Annotated in this window: 11 protein-coding genes; 6 read left to right on the top strand and 5 right to left on the bottom strand. The window is 60.9% G+C overall.

Annotation, left to right across the window (positions count from 1 at the left end):
• Positions 1 to 207: 207 nt before the first annotated feature.
• Both cysD and cysN read left to right on the top strand, forming a co-directional pair.
• Positions 208 to 1,125 carry a sulfate adenylyltransferase subunit CysD gene (cysD, locus tag ACW9I6_RS24715; protein WP_003208447.1) on the top strand — a complete coding sequence of 306 codons (918 nt, stop codon included), beginning with the start codon at positions 208 to 210 and terminating at the stop codon, positions 1,123 to 1,125.
• A 9-nt stretch (positions 1,126 to 1,134) separates the two neighbouring features.
• On the top strand, positions 1,135 to 3,033 hold the full coding sequence (gene cysN, locus ACW9I6_RS24710) for a sulfate adenylyltransferase subunit CysN (protein WP_003208449.1): 1,899 nt from the start codon (positions 1,135 to 1,137) through the stop codon (positions 3,031 to 3,033).
• 168 nt (positions 3,034 to 3,201) lie between these two features.
• On the opposite strand, the gene ACW9I6_RS24705 is transcribed toward cysN, so the two are convergent.
• From ACW9I6_RS24705 to ACW9I6_RS24695, 3 genes are read right to left on the bottom strand one after another with little or no spacing between them, the layout of a single operon-like run.
• Positions 3,202 to 4,101, bottom strand: coding sequence for an acyltransferase (locus tag ACW9I6_RS24705; protein WP_087693758.1), 900 nt, complete (start codon positions 4,099 to 4,101; stop codon positions 3,202 to 3,204).
• Positions 4,102 to 6,201: a phosphate acetyltransferase gene (gene pta, locus ACW9I6_RS24700; protein WP_003208454.1), complete on the bottom strand. Its 2,100-nt coding sequence runs from the start codon at positions 6,199 to 6,201 to the stop codon at positions 4,102 to 4,104.
• 60 nt (positions 6,202 to 6,261) lie between these two features.
• Complete coding sequence (locus ACW9I6_RS24695; protein WP_003208456.1) at positions 6,262 to 6,600, bottom strand: DUF3565 domain-containing protein; 339 nt, start codon at positions 6,598 to 6,600, stop codon at positions 6,262 to 6,264.
• Here ACW9I6_RS24695 and ACW9I6_RS24690 point away from each other — a divergent pair.
• The 3 genes from ACW9I6_RS24690 (at position 6,569) to ACW9I6_RS24680 (ending at position 9,007) form a co-directional block, all read left to right on the top strand.
• Entirely contained in the window at positions 6,569 to 7,054 is a 486-nt protein-coding gene (locus tag ACW9I6_RS24690) for an FKBP-type peptidyl-prolyl cis-trans isomerase (protein ID WP_003208457.1), read from the top strand. The two genes, ACW9I6_RS24695 and ACW9I6_RS24690, sit on opposite strands and share 32 nt — an antisense overlap.
• A 135-nt stretch (positions 7,055 to 7,189) precedes the next feature.
• On the top strand, positions 7,190 to 7,672 hold the full coding sequence (locus ACW9I6_RS24685) for a glutathione peroxidase (RefSeq protein ID WP_102606072.1): 483 nt from the start codon (positions 7,190 to 7,192) through the stop codon (positions 7,670 to 7,672).
• Positions 7,673 to 7,903: 231 nt separating this feature from the next.
• Positions 7,904 to 9,007 carry an NADH:flavin oxidoreductase gene (locus ACW9I6_RS24680; RefSeq protein ID WP_003208465.1) on the top strand — a complete coding sequence of 368 codons (1,104 nt, stop codon included), beginning with the start codon at positions 7,904 to 7,906 and terminating at the stop codon, positions 9,005 to 9,007.
• Here the strand turns inward: ACW9I6_RS24680 and ACW9I6_RS24675 are convergent.
• Entirely contained in the window at positions 8,976 to 10,178 is a 1,203-nt protein-coding gene (locus ACW9I6_RS24675; protein WP_008432296.1) for a glycosyltransferase family 4 protein, read from the bottom strand. The genes ACW9I6_RS24680 and ACW9I6_RS24675 overlap by 32 nt on opposite strands.
• A gap of 64 nt (positions 10,179 to 10,242) precedes the next feature.
• Positions 10,243 to 10,998: a sulfate transporter CysZ gene (gene cysZ, locus ACW9I6_RS24670; RefSeq protein ID WP_003208468.1), complete on the bottom strand. Its 756-nt coding sequence runs from the start codon at positions 10,996 to 10,998 to the stop codon at positions 10,243 to 10,245.
• A gap of 293 nt (positions 10,999 to 11,291) precedes the next feature.
• Here cysZ and trxB point away from each other — a divergent pair, with 293 nt between their 5' ends.
• A complete protein-coding gene (gene trxB / locus ACW9I6_RS24665) occupies positions 11,292 to 12,254 on the top strand; it encodes a thioredoxin-disulfide reductase (RefSeq protein ID WP_003208470.1) in 963 nt (320 codons plus the stop codon).
• Positions 12,255 to 12,385 lie beyond the last annotated feature (131 nt).

Below are 12,385 nucleotides of genomic sequence, written 5' to 3'. Positions count from 1 at the left end.
CATCAGTCGCCATATGCATTGACTGACACACCGCATTCGCGAGCAAGCCCGCTCCCACATTTGATCGAGTCGAGCCAAACCCAGCGGTATATTGATATACCGTTTCGATCTAGCCAGCCCCCTCAATAGAATCAGGCGCTGTGCTAGCATGCCCCGCTCGAACACGGCCCGCTGGCCGTCCATAAGATCGTTTTTCCGTGAGTAACCATGGTCGACAAACTGACGCATCTGAAACAGCTGGAGGCGGAAAGCATCCACATCATCCGCGAGGTCGCCGCCGAGTTCGATAACCCGGTGATGCTCTACTCGATCGGTAAAGACTCCGCCGTGATGCTGCACCTGGCACGCAAGGCCTTTTTTCCGGGCAAGCTGCCGTTTCCGGTGATGCACGTCGACACCCGCTGGAAATTCCAGGAGATGTACAAGTTCCGCGACAAGATGGTCGAAGAGCTTGGTCTTGAGTTGATCACTCACGTCAACCCGGACGGGGTGGCGCAGGGCATCAACCCGTTCACTCACGGCAGCGCCAAGCACACTGACATCATGAAGACCGAGGGCCTGAAACAGGCGCTCGACAAGTATGGTTTCGATGCTGCATTCGGCGGTGCCCGTCGCGATGAAGAGAAATCCCGTGCCAAAGAGCGCGTGTACTCGTTCCGCGACAGCAAGCACCGCTGGGACCCGAAAAACCAGCGCCCGGAGCTGTGGAACGTCTACAACGGCAACGTCAACAAAGGCGAGTCGATCCGTGTGTTCCCGCTGTCCAACTGGACCGAGCTGGATATCTGGCAGTACATCTACCTGGAAGGAATCCCGATTGTCCCGCTGTACTTCGCCGCCGAACGCGAAGTGATCGAGAAGAACGGCACGTTGATCATGATCGACGACGACCGCATCCTCGAGCACCTGTCCGACGAAGACAAAGCCCGAATCGTCAAAAAGAAAGTACGTTTCCGTACCCTTGGCTGCTACCCGTTGACGGGCGCGGTGGAGTCCGAAGCCGAGACGCTGACGGACATCATTCAGGAAATGCTCCTGACGCGAACTTCCGAGCGCCAGGGCCGTGTCATCGACCACGATGGTGCAGGCTCGATGGAAGATAAAAAACGTCAAGGCTATTTCTAAGGGGCTGTCATGTCGCATCAATCTGATTTGATCAGCGAGGACATCCTCGCCTACCTGGGCCAGCACGAGCGCAAGGAAATGTTGCGCTTCCTGACCTGTGGCAACGTCGACGACGGCAAGAGCACCCTGATCGGGCGCCTGCTGCACGACTCCAAGATGATCTACGAGGATCACCTGGAAGCCATCACCCGCGATTCGAAAAAATCCGGCACCACCGGTGACGACATCGACCTGGCGTTGCTGGTCGACGGCCTGCAGGCCGAGCGTGAGCAGGGCATCACCATCGACGTTGCCTACCGCTACTTCTCCACCGCCAAGCGCAAATTCATCATCGCCGACACCCCCGGCCATGAGCAGTACACCCGCAACATGGCCACCGGTGCCTCCACCTGTGACCTGGCGATCATCCTGATCGACGCCCGCTACGGCGTGCAGACCCAGACCCGTCGCCACAGCTTCATCGCCTCGTTGCTGGGCATCAAGCACATCGTGGTGGCCGTCAACAAGATGGACATCAATGGCTTTGACCAAAGCGTATTCGAGTCGATCAAGGCTGATTACCTGAAGTTTGCCGACGGTATCGCGTTCAAGCCGAGCACCCTGGCCTTCGTGCCGATGTCGGCCCTCAAGGGCGACAACGTGGTGAACAAGAGCGAGCGTTCGCCCTGGTACACCGGCCAGTCGCTGATGGAGATCCTCGAGACCGTCGAGATCGCCAATGACCGCAACTACACCGACCTGCGTTTCCCGGTGCAGTACGTCAACCGTCCGAACCTGAACTTCCGTGGTTTTGCCGGCACCCTGGCCAGCGGCATCGTGCACAAGGGCGACGAAGTCGTGGTGCTGCCGTCGGGCAAGAGCAGCCGCGTCAAATCCATCGTCACCTTTGAAGGTGAACTGGAAAACGCAGGTCCCGGCCAGGCCGTGACCCTGACCATGGAAGACGAAATCGACATCTCCCGTGGCGACCTGCTGGTGCATGCCGACAACGTGCCGCAAGTGACCGACGCTTTCGACGCCATGCTGGTGTGGATGGCTGAAGAACCGATGCTGCCGGGCAAGAAATACGACATCAAGCGCGCCACCAGCTACGTGCCGGGTTCCATCACCAGCATTGTGCATCGCGTGGATGTGAACACCCTGGAAGAAGGCCCGGCGAGCGCCTTGCAGTTGAACGAGATTGGCCGGGTCAAGGTCAGCCTCGACACGGTCATCGCCCTGGACGGTTACGCGAGCAACCGCACCACCGGTTCGTTCATCGTCATCGACCGTTTGACCAACGGCACCGTGGCTGCGGGCATGATCATCGCGCCGCCGGTGACCCATGGCAGCGCGGCGCAGCACGGCAAACTGGCTCACGTGGCCACCGAAGAGCGCGCCCAGCGCTTCGGCCAGCAACCGGCGACCGTGTTGTTCAGCGGCTTGTCGGGCGCCGGCAAAAGCACCCTGGCCTACGCGGTTGAACGCAAGCTGTTCGACATGGGCCGTGCGGTGTTTGTGCTGGACGGCCAGAACCTGCGCCACGACCTGAACAAGGGCTTGCCGCAGGACCGTGCCGGGCGTACCGAGAACTGGCGTCGTGCCGCGCACGTGGCGCGTCAGTTCAACGAAGCCGGCTTGCTGACGTTGGCGGCGTTTGTTGCCCCGGATGCTGAAGGGCGTGAACAGGCCAAGGCGCTGATCGGCGGTGATCGTTTGCTGACCGTGTACGTGCAGGCTTCGCCGCTGGTGTGTGCCGAGCGTGATCCGCAAGGTTTGTACGCGGCGGGCGGCGATAACATCCCGGGTGAGTCGTTCCCGTATGACGTACCGTTGAATGCGGACCTGGTGATCGACACCCAGGCGTTGTCGCTGGAAGACAGCGTCAAGCAAGTGCTGGACCTGCTGCGCCAGCGCGGCGCGATCTAAGCTTCACGTGCACAAAAAAGCCCGCCATGTTGGCGGGCTTTTTTATGGGGCCTTGGAAACAACTCGGTCAAATGGGGGAGCTGGCTTGCTCGCGAAAGCAGAGTGTCAGCCGCCACATGTATAGGCTGGCACACCGCATTCGCGAGCAAGCCCGCTCCCACATTTTGATCAGTGACTGGCGGGATAATCTGTGTGCAATTTGGCGAGCAACACATCCTTCTCTTCCCACAACCGGTTGATCCAGCCCTGGAACGCCAACCGATACTCCCCATCCTGCTCGTAATTCTTGCCGATAAACTCGGCCGGAATCCGCACCTCTTCAAACTGCACGACAACGTCCTTCACATTCCCGCACAGCAAATCCCAATAACCGGGGCGCCCACCAGGATAGTGAATGGTCACGTTCACCAGCGACTTCAGCTGTTCACCCATGGCATCCAGCACAAAGGCAATGCCGCCGGCTTTGGGCTTGAGCAGGTAGCGAAACGGTGACTGTTGCTGTGCATGCTTGCCCGGGGTAAACCGCGTGCCTTCGGCAAAGTTGAAGATTCCCACCGGGTTGTGGCGAAACTTCGCGCAGGTCTTGCGGGTAGTTTCCAGGTCCTTGCCTTTCTTCTCCGGGTGCTTTTCCAGGTACGCCTTGGTGTAGCGCTTCATGAACGGGAAGCCCAGCGTCCACCACGCCAAACCAATCACCGGGACCCAGATCAGCTCCTGCTTGAGGAAGAACTTCAGCGGGCGAATGCGCCGGTTGAGCACGTATTGCAGCACCATGATATCGACCCAGCTCTGGTGGTTGCTGGTCACCAGATATGAGTGTTCATAGTCCAGGCCTTCCAGGCCTTTCAGGTGCCAGCGGGTGCGTCGCACCAGGTTCATCCAGGCCTTGTTGTTGCTGATCCAGGCCTCGTGGGTCTGGTTCATCAGCCATTCACTGAAGCGTTTGGCAAACGGCAGCGCCTTGAACAGCGCCACGATAAACAGGAACGAGCACAGCAAAATCGTATTCAACGCCAGCAACAGCGAGGCGATCACCCCGCGCACGGCGGCAGGTAGAAAATCCAGCATTTAGACATCCATAGGTCGGTTGGCGGCTTGAATCGCGGTCAATGCGATCGTGTACACGATGTCGTCCACCTGCGCCCCGCGGGGCAGGTCGTTCACCGGTTTGCGCAGGCCTTGCAGCATTGGGCCCAGGCTGACGCAATCGGCACTGCGCTGCACGGCCTTGTGGGTGGTGTTGCCGGTGTTGAGATCAGGGAACACGAACACCGTGGCTTTGCCCGCTACGAGGCTGTTAGGCGCCAGTTGCCGGGCCACGCTTTCGTTGGCGGCGGCGTCGTACTGCAACGGGCCGTCGATCAGCAGCGAGCTTTGGGCTTCGTGGGCGAGCAGGGTGGCTTCGCGGACCTTCTCGACCTCCTCGCCCGTGGCCGAATCACCGCTGGAGTAACTGATCATCGCCACCCGTGGCGTGATACCGAATGCGGCGGCCGAGTCGGCGCTTTGCAGGGCGATTTCCGCCAGCTCCGCCGCGCTGGGGTGCGGGTTCATCACGCAGTCGCCGTATACCAGCACTTGCTCGGGGAACAGCATGAAAAACACCGACGAGACCAGGGTGCAGCCCGGCGCGGTCTTGATCAGTTGCAAGGCCGGGCGAATGGTATTGGCAGTGGAGTGGATGACGCCGGAGACCAGGCCGTCCACTTCATCCAGAGCGAGCATCATGGTGGCGATCACCACGGTGTCTTCCAGTTGCTGCTCGGCCATCGGCGCGTTGAGGCTTTTGGTTTTGCGCAGGGCCACCATCGGCTCGACGTAGCGCTGGCGAATCAGGTCCGGGTCGAGAATCTCCAGGCCTTCGGGCAGTTCGATGCCATGGGCGCGGGCTACGGCTTCCACGTCGGCCGGCTTGGCCAGCAGTACGCAACGGGCGATCCCGCGTGCCTGGCAGATGGCGGCGGCCTGCACGGTCAGCGGCTCGCTGCCTTCGGGCAACACGATGCGCTTGTTGGCCGCCTGGGCGCGCTGGATCAGTTGATAACGGAACACCGCCGGCGACAGGCGCATCTCCCGCGGCGTGCCGCAGCGTTGGTGCAGCCAGCGGGCGTCGAGGTGGCTGGCGACGAAATCGGTGATGATCTCCGCACGTTCGCGGTCATCAATCGGGATTTCCTTGTTCAGGCTGTTGAGCTGGTTGGCGGTGTCATACGAGCCGGTGCTCACCGACAACACCGGCAGCCCGGCCTGGAACGCGCCACGGCACAGGTCCATGATCCGTGGGTCGGGCAGGGTGTCGCTGGTCAGCAACAGGCCGGCCAACGGCACGCCGTTGATGGCGGCCAGGCTGACGGCGAGGATGATGTCGTCGCGGTCGCCGGGGGTCACTACCAGCACGCCGGGCTTGAGCAGCTCCACGGTGTTGCGCATGGTGCGCGCGCAGATGATGATCTTGGTCATGCGCCGGGTTTCATAATCGCCGGCGTTGAGGATCTGCGCGCCCATCAGGTCGGCCACGTCGCGGGTGCGCGGGGCGTTGAGTTCCGGTTGGTAGGGAATGCAGCCCAACAGGCGGAAATCGCCGCTGCGCAACAAAGGCGAATGCTCTTTGAGCCGTGCCGAGAACGCCTCCATGCTTTCGTCGGTGCGCACTTTGTTGAGGATCACGCCCAACACTTTTGGATCTTTCGGGCCGCCGAACAGCTGGGCCTGCAATTCCACGCGGCCGGAGAGTTCGGTCAGCACTTCGTTTTCCGGGGCCGAGACCAGGATCACCTCGGCGTCCAGGCTCTTGGCCAGGTGCAGGTTGACCCGGGCCGCATAGCTGGCACTGCGGGTCGGCACCATGCCTTCGACGATCAGCACGTCCTTGCCCACGGCGGCTTGCTGGTAAAGGGTGATGATTTCTTCCAGCAGCTCGTCGAGCTGGCCGTCGCCGAGCATCCGTTCGACATGGGCCAGGCCCAGAGGCTGGGGCGGTTTCAGGCCGTGGGTGCGGGCCACCAGCTCGGTGGAGCGCTCGGGGCCTGTGTCGCCGGGGTGCGGCTGGGCAATCGGTTTGAAGAAGCCGACTTTCAGCCCGGCCCGTTCAAGGGTGCGCACCAGCCCAAGGCTGATGGAGGTCAGACCCACACCAAAATCGGTGGGCGCGATAAAAAAAGTCTGCATGCGAATTCTCTGGAGGTGCATGGCTTCGGTGGCGGCCTATGGCTGGCTGCCTACCGGGAATCAGGTGCCAAGGTTATCTTTATCTGAGCCTTGCGCACACCAGCCGCACGTAAAGGGCTTGTCTATTTTTTCAAGGCGTTGCGCCGGGTCCGTGACCCAGGCCCGGGATTGCCAGGGTGGCTGGTGGCGCAGGTGCTGGGTGTGGCCGCAGGAAAGCTCGACGACCCAGTGCCGGTCTTCGTCCTGGTGAAATCCGACGACCGTCGGGTCAGTTGTTCGACCCCGTCCGTCCGGGTTGTGTTCGCTTTCGGGCAAATCCTTGTTTAGACTTGTCCGTTCTTCATTCTTCTGCAAAAGGTCTCGCCCCATGCCGATCGCCGCCAATAAGGCTGTCTCCATTGACTATACCCTGACCAACGACGCTGGTGAGGTCATCGACAGTTCTGCCGGCGGCGCGCCGCTGGTCTACCTGCAAGGTGCAGGTAACATCATCCCGGGCCTGGAAAAGGCCCTGGAAGGCAAAGAGGTCGGTGACGAACTGACCGTTGCCGTAGAACCTGAAGATGCCTACGGCGAATACGCTGCCGAACTGGTCAGCACCCTGAGCCGCAGCATGTTCGAAGGTGTCGACGAGCTGGAAGTGGGCATGCAGTTCCACGCTTCCGCTCCGGACGGCCAGATGCAAATCGTCACCATCCGTGACCTGGACGGCGACGACGTGACCGTCGACGGCAACCACCCGCTGGCTGGCCAGCGCCTGAACTTCCAGGTGAAGATCGTCGCTATCCGTGACGCTTCCCAGGAAGAAGTGGCCCACGGCCACGTGCACGGCGAAGGTGGTCACCACCATTAATTGACTGAGCGCCGCTCTGTCAGTTGGAAAAAGGCGCCTTCGGGCGCCTTTTTCATTTGGCGGCTATTCTTGCCGACTTGGCGGCTGTAATCTCGAATGGCCGTTACGAAGAACATGGGATATCTGGAGTTCGTCATGAGTGCTTTCCACGACCTTAAACTCAAAGCCCTGGATGGTCAGGAGCTGCCTCTGGCGCCCTTCAAGGGGCAAGTCGTGCTGGTGGTCAACGTCGCCTCCAAATGTGGGTTGACCCCACAGTACGCCGCGCTGGAAAACCTCTATCAGCAATACAAAGACCAGGGTTTCACCGTACTCGGGCTGCCGTGCAATCAATTTGCCGGGCAGGAACCGGGTACTGAAGAAGAAATCCAGAAATTCTGCAGCCTCAACTACGGCGTGACCTTTCCCCTGGGCAGCAAGCTTGAGGTGAATGGCCACGATCGCCACCAGCTGTATCGATTGCTGGCGGGCGAGGGCGCCGAATTTCCCGGGGACATCACCTGGAACTTCGAGAAATTCCTGTTGGGCAAGGACGGCCGGGTGCTGGCGCGTTTCTCGCCGCGTACACCGCCGGATGACCCCTCCATTATTCAGGCGATCGAAAAAGCATTGAGCTGATACTTTCAGCATTGTCGAGTGAGTTTCTGTGGCAAGGGAGTCTCCTGTGGCAGGGAGTTTCCTATGGCAAGGGAGCTTGCTGTGGCGAGGGAGCTTGCTCCCGCTGGGCTGCGAAGCAGCCCCATGCCCTCCCGCTTTTACCCCTTAATCACCCCAATCAATAGTGCTATCCAACACGCTGCACACTCCATATTATCCACATCATAAATTCCTTTCCGATGGAGTGCTCCCATGCCTGTCCAAGCCTTGTTCAAACCGTTCCAGCTCGGTGCACTGCAACTGCCGAGTCGCGTGGTCATGGCGCCGATGACCCGTTCCTTTTCTCCGGGTGGCGTGCCCAACTCCAAAGTGATCGAGTACTACCGCCGCCGCGCCGCCGCCGGTGTAGGCCTGATCATCACTGAAGGCACCGTGGTCGGCCACCCGGCTTCCAACGGCTACCCGAACGTCCCGCACTTCTACGGTGAAGCCGCCCTGGCCGGCTGGAAGAAAGTAGTCGACGCGGTACATGCCGAAGGCGGCAAGATCGTTCCGCAACTGTGGCATGTGGGCAGCGTACGGCGCATCGGCACCGAGCCGGATGCCAGCGTGCCGGCTTACGGCCCCACCGAAAAACTCAAGGACGGCAACGTCGTCGTCCACGGCATGACCGTGCAAGACATCAAGGACGTGATCGCCGCGTTCGCCCAGGCTGCCAAGGATGCCCAGAGCATCGGCATGGACGGCGTTGAAATCCACGGCGCCCATGGCTACCTGGTGGACCAGTTCTTCTGGGAAGGCACCAACCAGCGCACCGACGAATACGGCGGCAGCCTGGCCAACCGTTCGCGTTTCGCCATCGAATTGATCCAGGCCGTCCGTGCCGCCGTGGGGCCGGACTTCCCGATCATCCTGCGTTTCTCCCAGTGGAAGCAGCAGGACTACACCGCGCGCCTGGTGCAAACCCCGGAAGCCTTGGGTGAATTCCTCAAGCCGCTGTCTGACGCCGGCGTGGATATTTTCCACTGCTCCACCCGCCGTTTCTGGGAGCCGGAATTCGAAGGCTCCGAGCTGAACCTGGCCGGCTGGACCCGCAAGCTCACCGGCAAGCCGACCATCACCGTGGGCAGCGTCGGCCTGGATGGCGAGTTCCTGCAGTTCATGGTCAACACCGACAAAGTGGCGCAACCCGCCAGCCTGGAAAAACTGCTGGAGCGCCTGAACAACGACGAGTTCGACCTGGTCGCTGTGGGTCGTGCGCTGCTGGTGGATCCGGATTGGGCACTGAAGGTTCGCGAAGGCCGTGAAGGCGACATCCTGCCGTTCAGTCGTGAGGCGTTGACGACGTTGGTGTAAGGGGCGACAGGGCGGGCACCGGTTGCTCGTCCTCGCACACCCCGCGTAATTGGCGCTCAAACTGCTCGATAATCGCCGGCCAACCCTGACGGCTGGCGTGTTGCCGGGCATTGAGCCGCACCCGGCGCAAGCTCTCGCGCTCTTCCAGCAGCCAATTGGCCGCATCGCAAAACGCTTCTTCATCCCCCGGCATCGCCAGCACGCCGCTGTAGCCATGGCGAATGTGCTGGGTTGCGGCCGCCTGGTCGTATGCCACCACGCCCAACCCTGAAGCCATGGCCTCCAGCACCACGTTGCCGAAGGTTTCGGTCAGGCTGGGAAACAGGAACACATCCCCGGACGCGTAATGCCGGGCCAGTTCTTCACCGCGCAAGGTGCCGCAGAAAATCGCCTCCGGCAGTTCCTTTTCCAGCATCGCCCGTTGCGGGCCATCGCCGACGATGATCAGTTTCATCTGGCGCAGTGGATAGGTGTCCTGCAGCGTCTCGAAACAGCGCTTGAGTAACCCGAGGTTTTTTTCCTGGGCCAGGCGGCCGACATGCAGCACGGCAGTTTGCTCACTGGTCAGTGCCCAACTTTCACGCAACGCATTGTCGCGTTTGGCCGGGTGAAACAGCTGGCTGTCGACACCGCGCGCGAGCATGCCCAGGCGCTCGAAATGGCGGCGCTCCAGCTCCAGTCGCTGGCTGGCGCTGGGCACCAGGGTCAAGGTCGAGCGGTTATGGAACCAGCGCAGATAGTGGGTCAGCACCCGGCTCAGCATGCCCAGGCCGTACTGGTTGGAATACTGCTGGAAGTTGGTGTGAAAGCCACTCACCACGCTGATCCCCAGGCGCCGCGCCGCCCGCAACGCCGACAAACCCAGCGGGCCTTCGGTGGCGATATACAACACATCCGGGCGCTGGCGGGTCCAGCGCCGCAACAGCTTGTGCATCGACGACTGGCCCCATTGCAGCCCCGGATAACCCGGCAAAGGCCAGCCGCGGCAAAGCATCAGGCCATCGTCACTGGGCCGGCTCTGGTCGCTGCCCTGGCGCGGGCGAACCAGTTCGACTTGATGCCCGCGCGCGCGCAAACCGTCACACAGGCGGCCAAGGGTATTGGCCACCCCGTTGATCTCTGGCGGGAAGGTTTCGGTGATCAGGGTGATGTGGAGCGAAGCTGTCGTCATGACCCACAGTGTCGGCGTGGGCCATGTCGTCATTGTGTCTTTTGGATGATGGATTTGTGACGGCTCAGGCCTTTTTAATGGCCATGGCCTCGGCGCCTTGCTCACGCACCCAGAACAACGTCGCCCCAGCCACCGCTGCCGGCATCATCAGCAGGTTGACCACCGGCACCAGCAACACCAGGTAGACGATGCCGCCAAAACTCATGCTCTGCCAGCGCTTCTGGCGCAGCCAGGCGAGCATTTCGTTCCAGCCCAGCTTGTGGTTGTCGGCCGGGTAGTCGATGTACTGGATCGCCATCATCCACACACCAAACAGCAGCCACAGCGGTGCTGCCACCAGATTGACCACCGGGATGAACGACAGGATAAACAGGCCGATAGCCCGGGGCAGGAAGTAACCCAGTTTGCGCATTTCCCGGGCCAGGGTGCGCGGGACCATGGCCGCCAGTTCGCCCCAGCTGAACGCCGGGAAATCATCGGTGCCGCGCACCACCACTTCGACCTTTTCCGACAGAAAGCCGTTGAACGGCGCGGCAATGATGTTGGCGAGCATGGTGAAGGTGAAAAACACCATCAGCACCACCAGCACCACAAATAAAGGCCACAGCAGGTAATTGAGGAAGCTCAGCCAGCTCGGCAGGGTCGGCATCAGCGTGTCGACCCACAGGCTGAACTGATGGCCGGCGAAGTAGATCAATCCGACGAACAGGATCAGGTTGATTGCCAGCGGCAGCAGCACAAACAGCCGCAGGCCGGGGCTGAGTACCAGTTTGAGACCTTCGCGCAGGTACTGTGGGCCTGAAAGAACGGGGGCGGGCATGGATAACTCCGGGCAATAGGGGCGAACGCGCCGACCTTACCGGCTTTGGGAGTACCGGGAAAGCACGGCCCGCATCGCGACATTAACGGTAACAAAGGTGTCGATTAATAGAGGGCATGGGATAGAGACCACCTATGAGCTGGATTGTTAATCCGTATTTCCTTAATCTTGCCTCCCTCTATACGCTGCACCCATTATTTTCAGGATCTGCGAGTTCAAGCCTTCCCCAAGTGCTTCGCGGTCCTTTTTTATTCCAGCCGTTCTGTAGTCCGGGCGGTCGATAGGAGTGAGTCATGTCTGATACCCGTCATTCGCGAGTGATTATTCTCGGTTCCGGCCCTGCCGGTTACAGCGCTGCCGTCTACGCTGCCCGGGCCAACCTCAAGCCGTTGCTGATCACCGGCATGCAAGCGGGCGGTCAGTTGACCACCACCACTGAAGTCGACAACTGGCCGGGCGACGTCCACGGCCTGACCGGCCCGGTGCTGATGGAGCGCATGAAAGAGCACGCCGAGCGTTTCGAAACCGAGATCGTGTTTGATCACATCAACAAGGTCGACTTCTCCAAGAAGCCTTACAGCCTGACCGGCGACAGCGGCGTGTACACCTGTGACGCGCTGATCATCGCCACCGGCGCCAGCGCTCGTTACCTGGGCCTGCCGTCGGAAGAAGCGTTCATGGGCAAGGGCGTTTCCGCCTGCGCAACCTGCGACGGTTTCTTCTACCGCAACAAGCCAGTGGCTGTGGTCGGTGGCGGCAACACCGCGGTGGAAGAAGCGCTGTACCTGGCCAACATCGCCAGCACCGTGACCCTGGTTCACCGCCGCGAGACCTTCCGCGCCGAGAAGATCCTGATCGACAAGCTGCATGCCCGCGTGGCCGAAGGCAAGATCATCCTCAAGCTCAACGCCACCCTGGATGAAGTCCTGGGCGACAACATGGGCGTGACCGGTGCTCGCCTGAAGAACAACGACGGCAGCTTCGACGAGCTGAAAGTCGACGGCGTGTTCATCGCCATCGGCCACACTCCGAACACCTCGTTGTTCGAAGGCGTGCTGGATGCCAAAGACGGTTACCTGATCGTGCAGGGCGGCCGTGAAGGCAATGCGACTGCCACCAACATCGAAGGTATCTTCGCTGCCGGTGACGTGGCCGACCACGTGTACCGCCAGGCGATCACCTCCGCCGGCGCCGGTTGCATGGCGGCACTGGATGCCGAGCGTTACCTCGACGGTTTGAAGGACGCTTCGTTCTAAACCGTAGAAACAAAAAAACCGGCTGCGAGGCCGGTTTTTTTATGCACGGGATTTGATGATCACCGCAGTCCAAATGTGGGAGCGGGCTTGCTCGCGAAAGCGGTGTGTCAGTCACCCGATGTATTGACTGA

This window comes from Pseudomonas sp. SDO5522_S412, assembly GCF_054071215.1.
This window is presented reverse-complemented; position numbering and strand designations above follow the sequence as displayed.

Coding starts and splice junctions, on each gene's coding strand:
- cysD (WP_003208447.1), top strand. CDS start 208: ATGGTCGACAAACTGACGCATCTGAAACAGCTGGAGGCGGAAAGCATC.
- cysN (WP_003208449.1), top strand. CDS start 1,135: ATGTCGCATCAATCTGATTTGATCAGCGAGGACATCCTCGCCTACCTG.
- ACW9I6_RS24705 (WP_087693758.1), bottom strand. CDS start 4,101: ATGCTGGATTTTCTACCTGCCGCCGTGCGCGGGGTGATCGCCTCGCTG.
- pta (WP_003208454.1), bottom strand. CDS start 6,201: ATGCAGACTTTTTTTATCGCGCCCACCGATTTTGGTGTGGGTCTGACC.
- ACW9I6_RS24690 (WP_003208457.1), top strand. CDS start 6,569: ATGCCGATCGCCGCCAATAAGGCTGTCTCCATTGACTATACCCTGACC.
- ACW9I6_RS24695 (WP_003208456.1), bottom strand. CDS start 6,600: ATGGAGACAGCCTTATTGGCGGCGATCGGCATGGGGCGAGACCTTTTG.
- ACW9I6_RS24685 (WP_102606072.1), top strand. CDS start 7,190: ATGAGTGCTTTCCACGACCTTAAACTCAAAGCCCTGGATGGTCAGGAG.
- ACW9I6_RS24680 (WP_003208465.1), top strand. CDS start 7,904: ATGCCTGTCCAAGCCTTGTTCAAACCGTTCCAGCTCGGTGCACTGCAA.
- ACW9I6_RS24675 (WP_008432296.1), bottom strand. CDS start 10,178: ATGACGACAGCTTCGCTCCACATCACCCTGATCACCGAAACCTTCCCG.
- cysZ (WP_003208468.1), bottom strand. CDS start 10,998: ATGCCCGCCCCCGTTCTTTCAGGCCCACAGTACCTGCGCGAAGGTCTC.
- trxB (WP_003208470.1), top strand. CDS start 11,292: ATGTCTGATACCCGTCATTCGCGAGTGATTATTCTCGGTTCCGGCCCT.